This window comes from Cupriavidus alkaliphilus, assembly GCF_900094595.1.
GTDB lineage: Bacteria > Pseudomonadota > Gammaproteobacteria > Burkholderiales > Burkholderiaceae > Cupriavidus > Cupriavidus alkaliphilus.
In genome coordinates this window covers 203,141-222,906 of record NZ_FMAD01000004.1, presented here as the reverse complement: position 1 = coordinate 222,906, position 19,766 = coordinate 203,141, and the positions used below count along the sequence as shown (strand labels likewise).

Sequence of the window (19,766 nt, the reverse complement as noted above, 5' to 3'; positions counted from 1 at the left end):
GGACGGCGCTCAGGCGCTCAGGGCTGCTTTTCCGACTTGCTGGCGTAGCGCTTCTGCCATTCGGTCAGCACGCGCTCGCGGTTCTTGGCGATGTAGCCGAAATCGTTCTTGACCAGCATCTGCTCGTAGTTGGCCGGGATGGTTTCCACCTTCCGCGCCACGCCCGGGTAAGCCACGATGGCCCAGTCCTTGGCGAACAGCTGGTTGGCCTCCTTGCTGGCGAGCCAGTCCAGGTAGCGTTGGGCGGCCTCCATCTTCTTCGTGCCCTTGACGATGCCGGCGGCCTCGATGTCGTAGCCCAGGCCCTCCTTGGGGAAGATCATCTCGATCGGCGCGCCCGCCGCCAGCGTCTTGTGCGCGCGCAGCTCGAACGAGATGCCGATCGGGAACTCGCCGGAGCCGGCCTGCTTGCAGGGCTTGGAGCCGGAGTGCGTGTATTGGGCGATGTTCTCGTGCAGCGCGTCCATGTACTTCCAGCCTTCCTGCTCGCCGTAGAGCTGCAGCCAGGCGGTCACGTCAAGGAAGCCGGTGCCGGACGAGGCCGGGTTGGGCATCACGATGGTGCCCTTGTAGACCGGCTTGGCCAGGTCCTTCCAGGTTTCGGGGCGCGGCAGGTTGCGCTTCTTGGCCTCGATGGTGTTGAAGCAGATGGTGGCGCCCCACACGTCCAGCCCTACCCACGACGGCGGTGTGGCCTTGTCGCTGTAGTCGCGCGTCAGCTTCTCGAAGCCCTTGGGGGTGTACGGCACGAGCATGCCTTCCTGCTTGAGCAGTTCCAGGCTCGACGCCGCCAGCCCGGCGATCACGTCGGCCTGCGGATTGGCTTTCTCGGCCAGCGCCTTGGCGGTGATCACGCCGGTGGAATCGCGCACGTATTTCAGTTCGATATCGGGCGCCACCTTGGCAAAGCCCTCGGCATAGGGCTTGAGGGTCTCGGTCTCCCACGCCGTATAGACGGTCAGCGTGGTCTTCTGGGCCAGCGCGGTGCCGGAGGCGGCTAGCGCAAGCAGGGCGGCGGCGGTGCGCAGGGTGGTGGTGAAGGACGGTTGCATGGGGACTCCTTCCGGCATTGTAGGTGGAGAAATGTGTCAATGTGGTGAATATGTTGCAATGCCGTGGGGCGTGCTGCACAACATTGAATCACCGTGAAACCCTTGTGCTACAACACTTGCAAGACATATGCCCAACTTCTGGCGCGTTGCGTTGTCACCCGTGGATCTGCGCCGATGTCTTGATTGTTGACAATATACAAACCGCTTGCTTTAATGGCAATAAGGATTTTCGATATTGCTGAATCCGTCACAAACGGGAGTTTTCATGTCACGCCAAGCGCCGCTGGCGAGCGAAATCACCATCCTGCAGAGCCAGTCCCTGACTACGCTGGTGCAGCGGGAGCTGGAGTTGCGGATCATGTCCGGCGAGCTGGCGCCGGGCGCCAAGCTCAACGAGATCGAAGTCGCCGGGCAGCTCAATGTGTCGCGCGGTCCGGTGCGCGAGGCATTCCGTGCGCTGGAGCAGGCCGGCCTGCTGCGCACCGAGAAGAACCGCGGTGTGTTCGTGCGTGCCATCTCGGTGGAGGAAGCCGATGAGATCTATGAACTGCGTGCCGTGCTGGATGAGTTCATCGGCCGGCAGCTGGCCGCCCGCATCACGCCCGCGGACCTGCGCGAACTGCGCGCACTGGTGGAGGCGCTTGACGCGGCGAGCCAGGCGCGGGACGTCGATGAATACACGCGGCTGAACCTGTCGTTCCACGACCGCATGGTCGAGCTGGCCGGCAACCGCAAGCTGCTGGAGACCTATCGGCGCCTGGTCAAGGAGCTGACGCTGTTCCGGCGCGAAGCGCTGTCGCGCAGCCACGCCGCCATGCCCGATTCCACCCGCGAGCACCGCGCCATCGTCTCGGCGATTGCCGCGCGCGACGGCGAGCTGGCCGCGCGCCTGATGCGCGAGCACGTCGAGCGCGGCCGCGCGCGCATGCATGCCGCGGTGGCCCCGTCGGCTACCAGCGCTGGCGCCAGCACCGGCACCGATGCCGCCGCCTGAATCTGAATCCACTGCAGCTACCGCCTTACCGACCGCGATCCCGCACAGGAACCGACCATGCCCGATACCAATGCCCGCACCATTACCGTCAACCAGCGCACCTATCGCTGGATGCAGCAGCCCGTCGTGGTGGTCTGCGTCGACGGCTGCGAGTTCGATTACCTTGAAGCCGCCGCGGCCAGCGGCCGCGCGCCGTACCTGAAGCGGCTGCTGGACGCCGGTTCTGCCTTCCGCGGCGCCTGCGTGGTGCCGACCTTCACCAACCCCAACAACCTTTCCATCGTCTGCGGCGCGCCGCCCGCGGTGCACGGCATCTGCGGCAACTACTTCTTCGACCGCAGCGCCAACGGCGGGCGCGGCGAGGAAGTGATGATGAACGACCCCAAGTACCTGCGCGCCGGCACCATCCTTGCCGCCTTTGCCGAGGCCGGCGCCAGCGTCGCGGTGGTCACCGCCAAGGACAAGCTGCGCCGGCTGCTGGGCCATGGCATGCAGGGCATCTGCTTCTCGTCGGAGAAGGCCGACCAGGCCACGGTGGCGGAGAACGGCATCGACGGCGTGCTCGAGCTGGTGGGCATGCCGGTGCCGGACGTCTATAGCGCCGAGCTGTCCGAATTTGTCTTCGCCGCCGGCGTGCGCCTGATGGAAACGCGCCGCCCGGACCTGATGTACCTGTCCACCACCGACTATATCCAGCACAAGTTCGCGCCCGGCTCGGACGGCGCCAATGCCTTCTACGCCATGATGGACAAGTACCTGGCGCGGCTGGATGAACTCGGCTGCGTGGTGGCGCTGACCGCCGACCACGGCATGAACGCCAAGCACGACGAGGCCACCAAGGCGCCCAATGTGATCTACCTGCAGGACCAGCTGGACGCCTGGCTGGGCCGCGGCGTGGAAGAGGGCGGCGCGCGCGTGATCCTGCCGATCACCGATCCGTACGTGGTCCACCATGGCGCGCTGGGTTCCTACGCCACTATCTACCTGCCCGACGATGCCGACGCCGCCGCGATCCAGGCGCGACTGTCCGATTTGCAAGGCGTGGAGAGCGTGCTGACCAATGCCGAGGCCTGCGCGCGCTTCGAGCTGCCGTCCGACCGCGTCGGCGACCTCGTGGTCACCAGCGACAAGCACGTGGTGCTGGGCACCAGCCGCAGCCGCCACGACCTGTCCGGCCTGGACGCGCCGCTGCGCTCGCACGGCGGCGTATCGGAGCAGACCGTGCCGCTGGTGTTCAACCGCGCCACCGCCGGCATTCCCGGCAAGACCGTGTTGCGCAACTTCGACATCTTCGATGTCGCGCTGAACCACCTGCACTGAACGCCCGGATGGTATCGGCCGGTTCGGGCGCGCAGCCTGACTCTGCTGTCCGAGCCGCAATTTGAGCCTGTATTGAACGGAGGAGACCCATGAACGCCCCCCAATTTCCCGCTGGCGCCGTCAGCCCCCATTTCCGTGCCGAGGCCTTGCGCATCGACGGCCAGAAGATCGTGCGCGAGCGCGTGATCGAAGTGCGCAATCCGTTCGACGGCGCGCTGGTGGGCACCGTGCCCAAGGCCACCGTCGACGACGTGCGCCGCGCCTTCGAGGTGGGCCAGGCCTACCGCGCCACGCTGACGCGCTACGAGCGCGCCGCCATCCTCAACCGCGCCGCGGCCCTGCTGCGCGAGCGCACCGAGGAAGCGTCGGACCTGATCACGCTGGAATCCGGCCTGTCCAAGAAGGACTCGCTGTACGAGATCGGCCGCGTCGCCGACGTGCTGGGCTTTGCCGCCACCGAGGCGCTGCGCGACGACGGCCAGCTGTTCTCGTGCGACCTGACGCCGCACGGCAAGAAGCGCCGCGTGATGACGCAGCGCGAGCCGCTGATGGGCGTGATCAGCGCGATCACGCCGTTCAATCACCCGATGAACCAGGTTGCGCACAAGGTGGCGCCGTCGATCGCCACCAACAACCGCATGGTGCTCAAGCCGTCGGAAAAGGTGCCGCTGTCGGCGTTCTACCTGGCCGACCTGCTGTACGAAGCCGGCCTGCCGCCGCAGATGTTCCAGGTGGTCACCGGCGACCCGCGCGAGATCGCCGACGAGCTGATCACGCACCCGGCAGTGGACCTGGTCACCTTTACCGGCGGCGTGGCGATCGGCAAGTACATCGCCAGCAAGGCCGGCTACAAGCGCGTGGTGCTGGAGCTGGGCGGCAACGACCCGCTGATCGTGCTGGACGACGCCGACCTGGACCGTGCCTCCGACCTGGCGGTGCAAGGCTCGTACAAGAACTCCGGCCAGCGCTGCACCGCGGTCAAGCGCATGCTGGTGCACCAGGCCGTGGCGGCGCGCTTTACCGAACTGGTGGTGGAGAAGACCCGCGCCTGGAAGTACGGCGACCCGATGGACCGCGGCGTCGACATGGGCACCGTCATCGACGAGCAGGCCGCGCAGCTGTTCGAGGCCCGCGTCAACGAGGCGGTGGCGCAGGGCGCGCGGCTGCTGGCCGGCAACCAGCGCAACGGCGCCAGCTACGCGCCCACCGTGATCGACCGCGTCGACCCGTCGATGACGGTGGTGCGCGAGGAAACCTTCGGTCCGGTCTCGCCCATCATCACCTTCCGCGATGTGGACGATGCCATCCGGATCTCCAACGGCACCGCGTTCGGGCTGTCGTCGGGGGTGTGCACCAACAATATCGAGGCCTTCACCAAAATCGCCAATTCGCTGCACGTGGGCACGGTCAACCTGTGGGAAGTGCCTGGCTACCGGATCGAGCTGACGCCGTTCGGCGGGATCAAGGATTCGGGGCTGGGGTACAAGGAGGGGGTGCAGGAGGCGGCGAAGAGTTTTACGAATTTGAAGACGATTACGCTGCCTTGGGGGTGAAGCACGGCTGAAACCGGCTGCGGGTTGGCTCGCCTCTCCCGCGCGCGGGAGAGGGAGCACGCAGTCGGTCATGGGAAAGTCTATGGCAGTTGGGCGCCAGGTCGCTCGGGGTGACCCCGCTGCGCTAGAATCAGCCCCCAAGTCCCCGATCCTCCCGGAGTCCCCGTGCTCGCCGAACAACGGCAGAAATACATCCTCGATCAGCTTTCCGCGACCGGCGCGCTGGCCATCAGCGAGCTGGTGAGCGAACTCGACGTTTCGCGCGAGACCATCCGGCGCGACCTCAACGCGCTGGCCACCCGCGGGCTACTGGTGCTGACCCACGGCGGCGCGCTGGCGCCGGACCGGACCGAGCCCGATACCCAGACCCGCGCGCAGGTCAATGCCGAGGGCAAGCGCGCCATCGGCGTGCGCGCGGCCGAGCTGGTGCGCGACGGCGCCTCGCTGATCCTGGACTACGGCACCACCACGCATGCGGTGGCGCAGGCGCTGCACGGGCACCACAACCTGCTGGTCTACACCAACGACCTGGCCATTGCCCAGCTGCTGGGGCGGCGCAACGGCAACCGCGTGATCGTGCTGGGCGGCGAGCTGCAGGACAACGAAGACGCCACCCACGGCTGGGACACCATCGAGCAGCTGTCGCGCTACCACACCGACTTCGCCTTTATCGGCATCGGCGGCATCACGCCGCGCGGCGAAATCTGCGACTTCTCGCGCGCCGCGGCCGAGCTGCGCAGCCGCATGCTGCTGGCCGCCGACGTGGCCTGCGTGGTCGCCGACCACACCAAGTTCGGCCGCAACACCGGCGTCACCATCAAGCATGCCGAACTGGCGGCCTGGGTGATTACTGACATGGCGCCGGAACCTGAGTTGGGCGCGGCCCTGAAGGAGCGGGGCAACAAGCTGCTGATTGCCTGACGGCCTCGCCTTGGTCTCGGCCGGGCGGCCGCCATGTCCGCTGATCGCACGCAAATCCGGCCGGCCGCGCACCAAAATGCGGCTTTGACGCCGCTGTCACAGGTGTTTTGACTCCCGTGTGCCCCATGGCGGTGCTAAAGTGCTGGGTTGTCGAACCGGCATGGCTAGCCGTGCCCGTCCGATAACCGGAGGCGACCCACCTTCCATCGGCGCAACGCCAGACGGCACCGCAGACCGGCATCCAGCCGGCAAGGCTGCCGGATCCTGCCACTCCAGCACAGCAAGAGACATCCGTGAATTCTCCTTCCCGCACTTCCCTTGAAGCATTTCTGGCGGGGGTTGCCCGCCGCGACCCCAATCAACCCGAATTCCTCCAGGCCGTGAAGGAAGTCATGATGACGCTGTGGCCGTTCGTCGAGCGCAACCCGCGCTACGCCGACCAGGCCCTGCTCGAGCGGCTGGTGGAGCCCGAGCGCGTGATCCAGTTCCGCGTGGCATGGACCGACGACCAGAACCGCGTCCAGGTCAACCGCGCCTTCCGCGTGCAGCACAGCTCGGCCATCGGCCCGTACAAGGGCGGCATGCGCTTCCACCCGACCGTGAACCTGTCGGTGCTGAAGTTCCTGGGCTTCGAGCAGACCTTCAAGAATGCGCTGACCACGCTGCCCATGGGCGGCGGCAAGGGCGGCTCGGACTTCGATCCCAAGGGCAAGTCCGACGCCGAAGTGATGCGCTTCTGCCAGGCGCTGGTGACCGAGCTGTACCGCCACCTGGGCCCGGATACCGACATCCCGGCCGGCGACATCGGCGTGGGCGCGCGCGAGGTCGGCTTCATGGCCGGCATGATGAAAAAGCTGTCGAACCAGTCGGCCTGCGTGTTTACCGGCAAGGGCCTGGCCTACGGCGGCAGCCTGATGCGCCCTGAAGCGACCGGCTACGGCACTGTCTACTTCGCCCAGGAAATGCTGCACCGTCGCGGGCGCGGCTTCGACGGGCTGCGCGTGCTGATCTCCGGCTCGGGCAACGTGGCGCAGTACGCGGCCGAGAAGGCGATCGAACTGGGCGCCAAGGTGCTGACGCTGTCCGACTCCGGCGGCGTGCTGCACTACCCGCAGGGCATGACCACCGAGCAGCTGGCCGAAGTCATGGCCTTCAAGAACGAAGAGCGTGGCCGCCTGTCCGACTTTGCCGCCCGCCGCGGCATGACCTTCGAAGCCGGCCGCACGCCCTGGCACGTGCCCGCCGACGTGGCGCTGCCGTGCGCCACCCAGAACGAACTTGACGGCAACGACGCCGAAACCCTGCTGGGCAACGGCGTGATCTGCGTGGCCGAAGGCGCCAACATGCCGTCGACGCTGGAGGCGGTGGACCGCTTTGTCGAGGCGAAGATCCTGTACGCGCCGGGCAAGGCCAGCAACGCCGGCGGCGTGGCCACCTCGGGCCTGGAGATGTCGCAGAACGCGATGCGCCTGTCCTGGCACCACGCCGAGGTCGACGAGAAGCTGCACGCGATCATGAAGGACATCCACCAGAACTGCATCCACCACGGCCAGAAGGCGGATGGCTACATCAACTACGTCGAAGGCGCGAACATCGCCGGCTTCGTCAAGGTGGCCGACGCCATGCTGGCGCAAGGCGTGATCTGACGGGAAAAAGCGGCCGGCGCGATGCCGGCCGCGCCGAATCCGGCTACGATGGCGGTCCCGAACCGCTTATCCAGAAAAGGAGCGACGCGCCATGCTGGAACTCAGACCAGGCTGCGAACACTGCAACAAGCCCCTGCCGCCGGATTCCGCCGAAGCGCGCATCTGCTCGTACGAATGCACCTTCTGCGCGGGCTGCGTCGACCTGCTCGGCAATGTCTGCCCGAACTGCGGCGGCGGTTTCGCGCCGCGGCCGGTACGGCCGGCGCGGGACTGGAAGAACGGCAACTACCTGGGCAACAACCCGGCCAGTACCAAGGTCAAGCACCGGCCGGTGGACCTGGCCGCGCATGCCCGCCTGGTCGAGGCGGTGGGCCAGGTTCTGCCTGAGCGGCGCTAGCCGCGGGGTTTCGTTTTCGGCTGGAGCATTTCGCCAGCCTCCTTCACGTTCTGTTCGGCGCGCTTGCTGATCACGGCAAGCGCCTCGGCTTGCGCCTTCTGCGCGGTCTCGGCCAGCGCGCGCATATTCTCCAGCGCCTGGTGCAGCTGCTGTTGCACGAACTCGCTGTGCCTGGCCATGGCCTCGGCCGGGTTGCCCGCCGTGCCGTACTGCTGCGCGGCCGCCTGCAGCTGCTGCATGGTCTGGGCGAAGATTTCCTGCTGCTTCTTCACGATGGCCTGCATGCCTTCATAGGCCAGCCGGTTGGCCTCGGTCAGGGCCTCGATGTCCTTGCGGCGCGCTTCGATCACCGCGCTCATGTCCACGCCCGGCAGGCGGAACTGTTCCATCATCCTGGTGAAATCGGCAAAGGGATTGGGAGGCGTGGCCATGCTGGGTCTCCTGGAAGGACTGGCAGGTCGGCCGGCGGCGGGGATGGCGTGCCCTTTGGCCGGGATCCTGTCCACTATAGCCGGTATCCGCACACTTCTGGCCGTCAATCGAGGAAGACCCTAAAGTTACCGCCGCCCCTGCCGTTGGCATCCATAGCCCGCCTGTGCGTCGGCCCGACCCGGCCCGCCCGCGGACGATGAGAGCGAAGAGCGTTGCGCCGAGCCATTTCGGGGCGCGGCAGCACTTCGCCATGACCAATGCTAATCAGGTAGAAGAAATGAAGAATCTAGGTATCGGGGTTCGCCTCGGCATCGGCTTTGGGGTGGTATTGCTGCTTGCGGCGCTGACGACGGGATTGGGCATGCTGCGGCTGCAGCAGGTGGCCGAGCGCACGCACGCAATGATGCAGCAGCCGCTGACCAAGGAGCGGCTGGTCAGCGACTGGTATCGCCTCATGCACACCAGCGTGCGCCGTACCACCGCGGTGGCGCGCAGCGCCGACCCTTCGCTGGGCCAGTTCTTTGCCGCCGAGACCAAGGCATCGATCGAAGGCATTGCGCAGCTGCGCGACAAGCTGCAGCCGATGCTGAACTCCGAAGAGGAAAAGGCCGCGTTCCAGAAGATCCTGAGCGTGCGCGACCCGTACAACAACGGCCGCGACAAGATCACCAAGCTCAAGCAGGAAGGCCTGACCGAGGAAGCCAACCAGGTGCTGGAGCAGGAGTTCGTGCCCGCCGGCGACGCCTACCTGGCCGAGATCCAGAAGCTGCTCGACATCCAGCGCGCCAGCATCGACGCCACCGCGCGCGAGATCAACGCCATCTACGTCAATGCGCGCAACAGCCTGATCGGGCTGGGCGTGGTGGTGCTGGGGATCGGCATCGCGTTCGCGTTCTGGCTCACCCGCGGCATCACGCGTCCGCTGCATCGCGCCGTGGCGGTGGCACGCACCGTGGCCTCGGGCGACCTGACCAGCCGCATCGACGTCGACAGCCGCGACGAAACCGGCCAGCTGCTGCAGGCACTGGCTGACATGAACGCCAATATCCTGCGCATCGTGCGCCAGGTGCGCGCCGGGACCGAGTCGATCGTGTCGGGCACCAGCCAGATCGCGGCCGGCAACACCGACCTGTCGCAGCGCACCGAGGAACAGGCCTCGTCGCTGCAGCAGACCGCGGCCAGCATGGAGGAGCTGACCAGCATCGTGCGCCAGAACGCCGACAACGCGCGCCAGGCCAGCACGCTCGCGGTCAACGCCTCGGATATCGCCGCCAAGGGCGGCGAAGTCGCGGGCCAGGTGGCCGAGACCATGGAAGAGATCAACGGCGCGTCGAAGAAGGTGGTCGACATTATCGCCGTGATCGAGGGCATTGCGTTCCAGACCAATATCCTGGCGCTCAACGCCGCGGTGGAAGCCGCGCGCGCCGGCGAGCAGGGCCGCGGCTTTGCGGTGGTGGCGGGCGAAGTGCGCACGCTGGCGCAGCGCAGCGCGACCGCGGCCAAGGAGATCAAGGCGCTGATCGGCGATTCGGTCGACCGCGTCGAAAAGGGCTCCATGCTGGTGACGCAGTCGGGCCAGACCATGGAAGAGATCGTCGCCGCGGTCAAGCGCGTGACCGACATCATGGGCGAGATCAGCGCCGCGTCGGCCGAGCAGAGCTCGGGCATCGAGCAGGTGAACCAGGCGGTGACGCAGATGGACACGGTGACGCAGCAGAACGCGGCGCTGGTGGAAGAGGCTGCTGCGGCGGCGGGTTCGCTGGAGGAGCAGGCGCAGCGGCTGAAGGAGGCGGTGGCGACGTTCAGGCTGGCGGCCTGACGGCCGGGCAGCGCTTGCCTTCTTCCGCCAGCCGTAAGAAGGGCGCCCTGCCCGGTACGGCCGCCGTCACGGCGGCACGCCGGCACTACGGGCGTCCGCCCGGACGCTTCCAGCTCATGGCCCATCCGTACAGCGCGATGCATCCCGATACCATCACGGTCGGCCCCAATACAAAGGACAGCAACGGCATCATCAGCAGCGAGCAGCATGACAGGATGTACAGGTGCAACGCCAGTTGCAACGGTACGGCGACGACCACGAACGCCAGGGTCAGCAGCGTCAGCGATATCTTCTTCCACCACGCAAAGCCGAAGATGTAGTACGTCAGCGCATGGGCCCACGGCAGCAGCCAGAGAAAGCCGCAGGAGGTCTTGAGGCCGTTGTCAATGTAGCTGCTTGCGCTATACGGAAAACTATGTGGGGCCACCGCGAAGAACAGCAGCGCGGTAGACTGCACGAACACCGCGAACAATATGAAATAGCGCAGCGGCAGGTAGTGGTCGCGCAGGCGCAGCGCCAGCAGCGCGGCCGCCAGTGTGCCAGCCAGCGTCAGCCACCACGTCAGCGTGTCGGGCATCGCGACGGAGACACTGACGTACGGAAGGGGCAGGTCGAACCAGCCTAGCGGCGCGGTCCGCTCGGACACGGTACCCTCCAGGCGCAGCTTGTCGATCCAGAAGGCCAGCACGGCGGCCCATGCCGCGCTGAGCTTGCCGCGCAGCATCCATTCGGCGGCGTTGAAGGCGAGCGCAACCAGCGGGATCGCGGCAAGCGTGGGCAGGCTCAGTATCAGGCGGTCCAGCGATCGCTGCCGTGCATGGTACAGCGTTGCCAGGCCGAGTGCATCGCCCTTGTCGCGTGCGGCGGGTGGCTCGGCAGTGCGATCGCAGGCCTGGCGCGGCATGGTCAGAACTCGACGAAGAAGCCGATCTCCGCTTGCTTGCGCCGGTACGACGGGTTCTCGTAATAGATCGCGCGCAGGTTCATGCCGTAACGTTTGTTGAACCACTTGCGCCACGTCAGCGTGACCTCATGGCTGGTAAAGTCGCTCAGCAGCGACTGCGCGCCGGTCAGCTGATAGGCTTCGCGGCCGCCGTCGTACTTGAGGGTGATGTACTGGTCTTTGTCGCGGCCGTAGGTGATGGCGGCCACGCCGCGGTTGGAGCGGACGTTGCCCGGGTCGCTGCGGTTCAGGCGCGCGCCGAGCTGCACGATCCACGGTGCGTCGAAATAGTAGGTCAGGCCGAGTAGCAGTGTCTTGTCGGTATAGATTTCCTTGGCGCGGTAGTAAGTGAAGCCCGCACTGGCCACCAGGTTTCTCTTCTCGAGAAATTTGCGGAACAGCATGCCGTCGACGCGGAACTCTGGCAGGAAAAAGCCGCCGGCGCTGGTGCCGACGCTCAGGAAGCCGTACCAGTCCGGATTGAAGGTGCGGGTGTAGCCCAGGCCGAAGAATGTGCCCTGGTCGTCAAAGTGCCGCTGGTGGCTGATTTCGCCGGTGACGTAGTCAGCGGCGGACAGGTGCACTCCGCCGCGCAGATACTGGTCGTTCCAGCTGGCGTTGTTGCCGGTCAGGCTGGCGTGACCCAGGCCGCCTTCGATAAAGCCCGTCAGCGACGGGGCGAACGTCCGGGGGGCGGTGGCCTCGGCCTGGGCCCGGGCGTGGGGACAAGCCGCCAGTGCCAGCACGCCGAGCAGGCAGGCAAGGGACTGTGCGCCGAAGCATCTGGCGTCCGGTAGCTTCACATTGCCTCCTGTCGTGCTTATGGGTATTTCCGGGGACGGCCGGTGCAGACCGCCTGATGTGGCAGCAGCGCTTGCACCATACACCGGGGCGGGGCGATGCGTCGATCCGCCATGCCTCGTCATTTTGGTGGTGTGTTGCATCTCTGAAATGCTGGCCAGGCGTGCCGGTCGGTTGCCTTGGCCCCGCGCCCCTGCGTTACCGGGCTATCGGCAGCGCAGGCTGGCCGGCGGTGGCGCGAGCGCCTGCGCCGGCGTGAGCCTGGCCTCGAAGGCCAGGAACAGCGCCTCTTCCAGGACGTTCCAGTGATGGCCGTGGCGGAACTGGTTCGAGCGCACGCGCCAGCAGGTGATCGCGTCGGCGTCGCCCATCTTGTCGGCCACCAGCGCGACCAGCCCCCACGGGAAGTCCACCTCTGTCATTTGCAGCCACGCGAAGCGATGCGTTGTCATCCACGCCTGGTAGGCACTGGCGTGCGGATGGCCGGGAGGCTGGATATCGGCCAGGATGGGGAAGATCTGCGCCACCGCATCGGGATAGAACTCGCTGCGCTCGCGCGGCTGGGTGCTGACCAGGAAGCCGCCTTTGCGCCAGAACACGCGCAGGATGGCTTGGTCGAGCTGTTCGGCCTGGCGTGCCCAGGCCGCGGCGCCGCTGCTGTCGCCCAGCCGCTGGCGGTAGGCGCTGACTGCCTTGAACGCGCTGGATACCTCGACATTGTCCATCAGCAGCGCCACCGGCAGTGTGGAGGAAATCTGGTAGACACCGGTGCGGCGGTCGCGCAGCGTGTCGAGGTAGCGGGCTGCCTTGTCGAAGCTGGCCTGCCACGCGGGCGGCATGCCCTTGGCCGGGGCGGTGCGGACCAGCAGTTCCATCCAGGCCGCCATCAGCGCGTCGTCGGCATCCGCGGCCTGGCAGGCGGCAAAGTGTTGCCCCGTGAGGCAATAGCGGTCGAAGCGGCCGTCGCCGTGCTGGCGTGGCAGTTGCCACGCGATCCACTTGCCGGCCGCGGTGGTGGTGGCCATGCCGGCATCCTGTGCCGCCAGCAGGGCCTTGGCCGCGAAGTAAGGGTCGATCGAGTCGCCACCGAAGTATGTCGTGATGGCGCCGTCGGACCGTTGGTAGCCCGGCAGCGCAAGCTCGGCGGCGGCCGCGGGGACGGCCAGGGTGGTGGCGAGGGCCATCAGCAGGGTGAACAGGGCTTTCAGGGCGGGCATGGATGATCCTTGGTGGTGGCAGCGTCGCAATCCGGTTCGACGCGCCCATGCTCCAGGGCCGAGGCGGCGCCGTGTACCGTGGCGCCGACGCGCGCGCGCAACACCGGTGCCACCACGGTGGTGTGCCGCTGCGGCGAGCCGATCACGCAGGATGGGGCCAGCCGGATCTCGCGCTCGGCGGCGACCGGCCCGCCGATGGCGCAGCCGCGCTCCACCGAGATGTCAGCCCCGGCAATCAGGGCGCCATCGATGCCGGCGCCGGCTTCCAGGCGGATGCTGCCGCTCGCCTTGACACTGCCGGCAATGTGGGCGCCGGTGCCGATCCACAGGTTGCCATGGACCACCAAGTCGCCGCGATACAGTCTGTTGGCGGGGAAGGTGAAGTCTTGCGGCACCAGCCAGCGACCATCCTTCGCTTCGGCGGGCGCGAGCTCGCCCGCCGGCGCACCGGCGCAGGGGCCGGCCGCGGTGCCGTCGGCGATGCCGGCAGCGTCGCCGGCACGACCGAAACGGACCACGGGCGCATTGACCGACGCGAAGCGGCAGCCTGCCTCCAGCCGGATCGACTGCAGCGCGGCCACCGGACCCAGCAGGCGGCAGCTTTCGCTCACGTACACGCGGCTGGCGTGGGCCCATCGCTGCAGCTCGCTGCCTGCGGCGATGACTATGGCGCCGTCGGAAAGCAGTCCCTGCAGGCGGTTGCGCTGTCCGGTGCGGATGCTGCGCCGGCCATAGATGTCGCGGGCGAAGGCGTAATCGTCGGGCAGCTGCACGGCTTCGGCAGCCACGATGGTGCGGGCGCACAGCCCGGCTGCCGCCTCGGCCGGGCTCGGCACGAAGGCGCCGTCCACGCGTACCAGCGGCTCCAGCGAAAGCTCGGGCGTGGCTCTGCCCACTTGCCCCGGCGACTCCGGCTGCGCGACCAGCCGCGCCCGAAAGCCGGCTGCCACCGCACCAACATCCAGGGTGTGTTCGCCATCGATGGGCAGTGGCCCGATATCGCGTTGCCTGCGCCATTCCAGCAGTGCCGGCGTCAACGGCAGCGCCAGCACCAGCAAGGTCAGGAACGCAAGGGTGAGGGGCCACACGGTCAGCTCCGCTGTCGGTAGCGCGTGGTCTTGTCCCAGCGCATCTCGCGGCGCAGCAGCGGATCCAGCACCATCTGGTCGGCGATCGCCCGCGATACGGCCAGTACGCTCACCAGGAAGCCGAAGTAATTCAGCGGCAGCAGGCAGATGCGAGCGCGGCTGCCGTCCAGGTACACCGCCGCGGCAATCTCGAAGAACGCGGCAAAGTTGCCCAGCGTCCCGTACGAGATCAGGGCGAACAGGACCAGCGCCTCTCCCAGCGACGGCAGTCCGCCGGCATAGAACAGCAGGATTGCCAGCAGCCAGCCGGCCAGCATCACCGGCGCCATCATGTAGATGCCCAGCAGCGCCAGGCCGTCGATCTTCTCGAGCAGGCCGTGATCGCGGCAGCGCGCCATGTTCCATGCGTGCCGGTACAGCGCCTGGTTGTGCCCCTTGGTCCAGCGCTTGATCTGCCGAACCCGCACGGGCCAGCTCTCGGGAACTTCCTCATAGCATTCGGACCAGTTCTGGTAGACGGTCTTCCAGTTGGCCAGCAGCAGGCGGTAGGTCAGGTCGGTGTCTTCGGCCAGCACGTCGTCGTGCCAGCCGCCGGCGCTGCGCAGCGCACGCATGCGGATGCCGCCCACGGTGCCGCCGTATTGAGGCACAAGGTTCAGGTTCATGCGCGCCTGCTGGTCGACCTGGTAGCCGCCGGAGCGCTCGAGATCCAGCAGCCGCGTCAGCAGGTTGCTGCTCAGGTTCATCGGCACCACCCGCCCCATGGTGGCACCCACTTCCGGATCGAAGAACGGTGCCACCAGTTGCTTGAGCAAGCCGATCGGCGGCAGGTAGTCGGCGTCGAAGACGACGATGATCTCGCTGGTCACGGTCTCGCACGCGTCCTTCAGGGCCGCGGCCTTGCCCGGTTTGCCGCCGGTACGGTGGAACGGCGTGATGCGGCCCGGGTGCTGTGCCACGATCGCGTCGATGATGTCGCGGGTGCGGTCGGTGGAGCGGTCGTTGACCGGCATGATGGTGAGGCGGTCTTCCGGATAGTCGGCCCGCAGCAGGCATGCCAGCGAACCGGCGATCACGGCTTCTTCGTTATGCGCGGCGACCATCACTGTCAGCCTCGGCCAGTCGGCGATATCGATGTCGAGGTAGGGGTGGCGTTGCTTGCCGAACAAGCGGTTCAGTGTGAACACGTAGTGCCGCACCGCGTAGAACACCACCAGTGCGACGATCAGCGTCAGCATGCTGGTGAGCAGCGTGACCATGGCGTGCCCGTCTGCCGGCATGGGCGGCTGGCCCGGCGGTGCAGGCGGCCACGTCCGTGCGGGCGGCTTGGGGGGCTCCAGCGAATCGGCGGGCAGCGTATCGACGAAAGCCAGCTCCAGTGCCACGGTTTGCGCGCCCGGGTCGGGGATGCTGCCCGCCATGGCCTGGGTCGCAGGCGCGGGCATGGGCTGCGCCGCGGCCGCTTCGCGGACCAGGGTATCGCCGCGAAGCGGCAGGTCGGCCGCCTGCAGCGGCACGACGATGCTGCCCGCGAGCAATCCGCACAGCGGCAGCAACCAGCGATGGGCCAGGCGCATGGGCGACAACCCTCAAGTGTGTGGTGGGCGCGGCAGGCCGCCGCGCTCGCGCATCAGAGCTTGCTGGCGATAAACGTCAGCGATGTCCCTCCCAGCGCGGTCACGATCCAGTTGTTGGCATCGAATGTCACGAGCCCGAGGCCGCCGGTGACCACCGGCTGAATGAAGCCCGTGCGCGGCAGTACCCATGTCATGTCGGTCATGTCGGTCGGATGCGCGGCCTGGAATACCCAGGTGAGGCCGTTGTCGGTGGCCTGCCAGCTAACCAGGTCACGCCGCTGCTCGAACCTGGCCAGCGTGTCCATGGTGTACCAGCTGAACTGTCCGCTCAGCGCCAGCGTCGCGGCGCGGCTGAACAGCGCATTCAACACCGTCGGGTACTCCTCGGCGCCGAGCGGGTGCATGTAGATCAGCCGGCTGGTGCGGTTCTTGACCACGAAGTCGATCAGTTGCCGGTACCAGGCGGTGACGCTGCCCGCGGGCACGTTGAATTCATCGAACTCTTCGAACGTCGCGTACTGGCCGAACGGCATGACCGGGAAGGCGCGGATGCGCTGGTTGGTCAGCACGCCGTGGCGATAGCTGCGCGTTGGCGCCATGCCGGTATGGCCCAGGAAGTAATAGCCGGTGTTGCCGTTGGCTTCCAGCCAGTCCACCGACCATTGCGGGGTGTTCCCTTCCGGCGCCGCATACTCCGTCGCGGGCCGCCCGGTCACGGCTTCCACGCTTTGCTTGTTCAGCTCAAGATACTGCTGGAACGTGGACTGGTTGGTTTCGCTGGCATTGGCGCCCCAGTAGTCGTGGATCCATCCGCCATGGCTGCCGATCTTGTGGCCCTTGGATTGCAGAAACAGCAGCAACTGCTGCGCGGTGGCATTCTGCGGCAGCTTGATGCCGAGGCCATCGCCAAAGGTGATCTGGTCCGGACCGGCAGTCACGGAAACCGAGAATGGTCCGTGGTTGAAGATGCCCCAGTTCTTGAGCTTGAGTGCCGGGGCGATCTGGTCGCCGGCGCAGAAATGCATGTTCAGCACCAGCCCGGCGCGCCCCTTCGGCTGTGCCGACAGCCGCGGCAGCTTCATCAGGTTGACGGCAAAGTAGCGCAGGAAGCCGTGCATCAGCATGCCGTCGGTCTGGCCCTTCAGGTACGACAGCGGCAGGTTGACGAACAGCACGCTGCCGGAGCCGAAATTGCGCAGCCCGGCCACCAGGCCGAAGTTCGGCGACGTCAGCAGCGCTGATCCGGTATAGCTGCCTTGCGTGACAAAGCTGGGATAGGTCAGGAAGCCATAGACATAGCCCGAAATGCCCTCCACCGGGTCGGTGGTGCCATTGGTGGACCACAACATCGACTTGCCTGGCGGCACCTGGATGTTCCGCAGCGTACTGCCCAGGCCCGTGACCGGCCCCAGTCCGATCATATTGCCGAGCAGGGAGTCGTAGAGCACGTAGTCGACGCCGGCAAGGTTGCTGAGCCGGCTTCGCTGCGGCGCGTAGAAGCCGGTGGTGGTCAGCGCGCCGAAGTCATACACCAGCATGACCTTGCCGCCTAGGCTGGTGTAGTTCTCCAGCGCGGCGATCAGGTTCTCGCTGGCATGCACATGCACCTGGTCTGGCAGGATGACGCCAGGGAACTGTGCCGGGGTGATGCCCTGCTGCAACTGGGTATCGCTGATGACGGTCAGCTTCAACCCTTCTTCGCGCGCGGCGTCTTCCCACGCCGAGACGCGTGCGTCGGGCAGCGCCATGCCGTCCGGCACAAGCAGCGCGATCTGGTTGGTGGCGGCGCGGCTCACCGCTGGCATGGCTAGCGACAGCGCCGCCACGACCAACAACAGCATGGCGCGGTGCTTTCGCAGCCGTTGCAGCAGGGCGTACAGTGGGTTTGGCATGGTCTTCTCCGGGTGCGATCAAGTAGGCCGGTGTTGCCGTGCGCAGCCGCGCGGCCGCCGCACGGGGCGTGATGCCGCGTGGGCGGCGACGCGTCGTTGCAATGAAGGGAAGCCTCAGTCCGGCTCGGCCGCTGGCGCCGGCGACAGCGTGTAGGCGCCGCTGCGCACCTTCGGGCCCGCTACGGCATTGTTCAGGAGCTTCTTGGTCAGCCTGTCCTTCAGCGCCTTGTTCTTGCTTGGCGCATGCGCTTCGAAAGCGAAATCGAGTTGGGCGCCATGCTCATAGCCTTTCAGCCCGCCGGGATTGGCGGGGCTGGCCGGAAGATAGAGCGGGCTTGCCGCCAGGGCCGCGGTGGCTTCCGCGGTCAGCGCGGCCCTGGCGGTTGGCAGCGCCAGGGCCGCCGCGAGTGCAACGGCAGTTGCCATTCCAATACGTGAGCGCTTCATTGCGATGCTCCTGCGGTGAGCGACCAGGCCGGCCGCGGCTGTAGCGTGGTGCGAGGGATGCGAGGTGTGCTTGTCGGGGGGGCGGGTTGTGCGTGTCGTGCGCGCAGGACCTGTGCCGGCTAGTGCGTGGTGACGCCGGCGCCCATGCCGGCGGGCGCGCCGCAATACTCGGCGGCGCGGCCCTCCAACGCGAGAACGATGCGTTCGCTGGCACGGCCATCGCCAAATGGGTTGTGCGCCCGCGACATGCACGCATACTCGTCGGCGTCATTGAGCAACTGCTCCGCCGCGGCAATCAGGCGCTCGGGATCAGAACCGACCAGCCGCGCCGTGCCTGCGGCGACGGCCTCGGGCCGTTCCGTGGTTTCGCGCGTAACCAGCACAGGCTTGCCGAGTGCCGGCGCTTCTTCCTGGATACCGCCGGAGTCCGTGACGATCAGGTGCGCCCGCGACATCAGGAACACAAAAGGCAGGTACTCCTGTGGTTCGATCAGGTGGATGTCCGGATGCCCGCCCAGGATGGCATGCACGGGCGCGCGCACGCGCGGGTTCAGGTGCACCGGATAGACGAACTGCAGATCGCGATTGCGGTCAGCGAGCGTGCGCAGTGCCGTGAACAGGCGCTCGAATGGCGCGCCGAAGTTCTCGCGCCGGTGTCCTGTCACCAGCACCAGCCGGCGCGAGCTGTCCAGGAAGGGGTAGTTCCCCGCCAGCTGCTGGTGCATCACCACGTCGCGGTCCAGCCGGGCCTTGACCTGCAGCAGCGCGTCGATGCCGGTGTTGCCGGTCAGGCTGACCCGGATCGGGTCCACGCCCTCGCGCAGCAGGGTTTCCTGCGCCTGCTGCGTTGGCGCGAAGTGCCAGGCGGCCATCACGTCGGTGACGCGGCGGTTCATCTCCTCGGGCCAGGGGGCACTGAGGTCGCCGGTGCGCAGTCCCGCCTCGACATGCCCGACTGCGACATTGCGGTAAAAGGCGGCGAGGGTCGCTGCCAGGGTGGTGGTGGTGTCGCCATGGACCAGCACCGCATCGGGCAGGTATTGACCGAGCAGGGCATGCACGCCCGCAAGCACGCGCGTGGTGATGTCGCTCAGGCTCTGGCCCTGGCTGATGATGTTGAGATCGTAATCGGGTTCGATCTCGAACAGCCGCAGCACCTGGTCGAGCATCTCGCGATGCTGTCCGGTCACGCAGACCCGCAACTCGAAGCGGTCGGAGGCCTTCAGGCGATGAATCAGCGGCGCCATCTTGATGGCTTCCGGGCGGGTTCCGAATACAGCCAGGACTTTCTTCGGCATGTCGGTCTCTTTGGTGTGGTCGGCAGATGCCGCCCGCTGTTTTTTTCAAGAGAGGCGGTGTCGCTCGCTGGCATCGCGCTATCCACCGGGACAGCGCCAATCCGGCTGGATCGGTCCGCGCGGGTCGGCGGATACGCGTGCCCATCCTGCGCGAGGGCATAGCGATGGCTGTGCCAGCGGGCTGCAACCCTTGACCCGTGAGGACCCGGGGGTCACACCTGGCCAGCCGCCCGACTTGCCGGTCCTTCCGGGTTGCACGGCTGAAACAAAATGCAGTAAGAAATACACCCGCTTGCCTGGCGCGCGGGCTGGCAGAACCGGGCTCGCCGTCCGGATTTGAAGCAAAAAGTGGCAACTTAATGCTTTGTG

At 66.9% G+C, this 19,766-nt stretch carries 17 protein-coding genes; 7 read left to right on the top strand and 10 right to left on the bottom strand.

Going from position 1 to position 19,766, the window contains the following annotated elements; genetic code table 11:
- Positions 1-17: 17 nt before the first annotated feature.
- Positions 18-1,052: a putative 2-aminoethylphosphonate ABC transporter substrate-binding protein gene (locus GA0116996_RS10380; RefSeq protein WP_092310335.1), complete on the bottom strand. Its 1,035-nt coding sequence runs from the start codon at positions 1,050-1,052 to the stop codon at positions 18-20.
- A 265-nt stretch (positions 1,053-1,317) separates the two neighbouring features.
- Here GA0116996_RS10380 and GA0116996_RS10375 point away from each other — a divergent pair, with 265 nt between their 5' ends.
- From GA0116996_RS10375 to GA0116996_RS10350, 6 genes are all read left to right on the top strand, one after another.
- A complete protein-coding gene (locus GA0116996_RS10375; protein ID WP_092310332.1) occupies positions 1,318-2,046 on the top strand; it encodes a phosphonate utilization associated transcriptional regulator in 729 nt (242 codons plus the stop codon).
- Positions 2,047-2,103: 57 nt separating this feature from the next.
- Entirely contained in the window at positions 2,104-3,366 is a 1,263-nt protein-coding gene (gene phnA, locus GA0116996_RS10370; protein ID WP_092310329.1) for a phosphonoacetate hydrolase, read from the top strand.
- Between the two features lie 89 nt (positions 3,367-3,455).
- Positions 3,456-4,919, top strand: a complete 1,464-nt coding sequence (phnY, locus tag GA0116996_RS10365; RefSeq protein WP_092310327.1) for a phosphonoacetaldehyde dehydrogenase — start codon at positions 3,456-3,458, stop codon at positions 4,917-4,919.
- A 165-nt stretch (positions 4,920-5,084) separates the two neighbouring features.
- A complete protein-coding gene (locus tag GA0116996_RS10360) occupies positions 5,085-5,840 on the top strand; it encodes a DeoR/GlpR family DNA-binding transcription regulator (RefSeq protein WP_092310324.1) in 756 nt (251 codons plus the stop codon).
- A gap of 293 nt (positions 5,841-6,133) precedes the next feature.
- Complete coding sequence (gene gdhA, locus GA0116996_RS10355) at positions 6,134-7,486, top strand: NADP-specific glutamate dehydrogenase (protein WP_092310321.1); 1,353 nt, start codon at positions 6,134-6,136, stop codon at positions 7,484-7,486.
- A 91-nt stretch (positions 7,487-7,577) separates the two neighbouring features.
- Positions 7,578-7,883: a DUF1272 domain-containing protein gene (locus GA0116996_RS10350; RefSeq protein ID WP_092310318.1), complete on the top strand. Its 306-nt coding sequence runs from the start codon at positions 7,578-7,580 to the stop codon at positions 7,881-7,883.
- Here the strand turns inward: GA0116996_RS10350 and GA0116996_RS10345 are convergent.
- On the bottom strand, positions 7,880-8,314 hold the full coding sequence (locus GA0116996_RS10345; protein WP_092310315.1) for a phasin family protein: 435 nt from the start codon (positions 8,312-8,314) through the stop codon (positions 7,880-7,882). The genes GA0116996_RS10350 and GA0116996_RS10345 overlap by 4 nt on opposite strands.
- 278 nt (positions 8,315-8,592) lie before the next feature.
- Between GA0116996_RS10345 and GA0116996_RS10340 the strand changes: the two genes are divergently transcribed.
- Positions 8,593-10,134, top strand: coding sequence for a methyl-accepting chemotaxis protein (locus tag GA0116996_RS10340; protein WP_092310312.1), 1,542 nt, complete (start codon positions 8,593-8,595; stop codon positions 10,132-10,134).
- A gap of 85 nt (positions 10,135-10,219) precedes the next feature.
- Here the strand turns inward: GA0116996_RS10340 and GA0116996_RS10335 are convergent, their stop codons facing one another.
- The 8 genes from GA0116996_RS10335 to wecB form a co-directional block, all read right to left on the bottom strand.
- Complete coding sequence (locus GA0116996_RS10335; protein ID WP_092310309.1) at positions 10,220-11,038, bottom strand: hypothetical protein; 819 nt, start codon at positions 11,036-11,038, stop codon at positions 10,220-10,222.
- Between the two features lie 2 nt (positions 11,039-11,040).
- Entirely contained in the window at positions 11,041-11,880 is an 840-nt protein-coding gene (locus GA0116996_RS10330; RefSeq protein WP_243419742.1) for a YaiO family outer membrane beta-barrel protein, read from the bottom strand.
- Between the two features lie 204 nt (positions 11,881-12,084).
- Positions 12,085-13,095, bottom strand: coding sequence for a hypothetical protein (locus GA0116996_RS10325; protein WP_092310306.1), 1,011 nt, complete (start codon positions 13,093-13,095; stop codon positions 12,085-12,087).
- Entirely contained in the window at positions 13,083-14,183 is a 1,101-nt protein-coding gene (locus GA0116996_RS10320; protein WP_244159801.1) for a bactofilin family protein, read from the bottom strand. The genes GA0116996_RS10325 and GA0116996_RS10320 overlap by 13 nt, the downstream gene beginning before the upstream one ends.
- 2 nt (positions 14,184-14,185) lie before the next feature.
- Entirely contained in the window at positions 14,186-15,760 is a 1,575-nt protein-coding gene (locus GA0116996_RS10315) for a glycosyltransferase family 2 protein (protein WP_092310303.1), read from the bottom strand.
- Positions 15,761-15,813: 53 nt separating this feature from the next.
- Positions 15,814-17,601: a polysaccharide deacetylase family protein gene (locus tag GA0116996_RS10310; RefSeq protein WP_244159830.1), complete on the bottom strand. Its 1,788-nt coding sequence runs from the start codon at positions 17,599-17,601 to the stop codon at positions 15,814-15,816.
- A gap of 165 nt (positions 17,602-17,766) precedes the next feature.
- Positions 17,767-18,078: a hypothetical protein gene (locus GA0116996_RS10305; protein ID WP_092310298.1), complete on the bottom strand. Its 312-nt coding sequence runs from the start codon at positions 18,076-18,078 to the stop codon at positions 17,767-17,769.
- Between the two features lie 140 nt (positions 18,079-18,218).
- On the bottom strand, positions 18,219-19,397 hold the full coding sequence (gene wecB / locus GA0116996_RS10300) for a non-hydrolyzing UDP-N-acetylglucosamine 2-epimerase (RefSeq protein WP_092310295.1): 1,179 nt from the start codon (positions 19,395-19,397) through the stop codon (positions 18,219-18,221).
- Between the last annotated feature and the right edge of the window lie 369 nt (positions 19,398-19,766).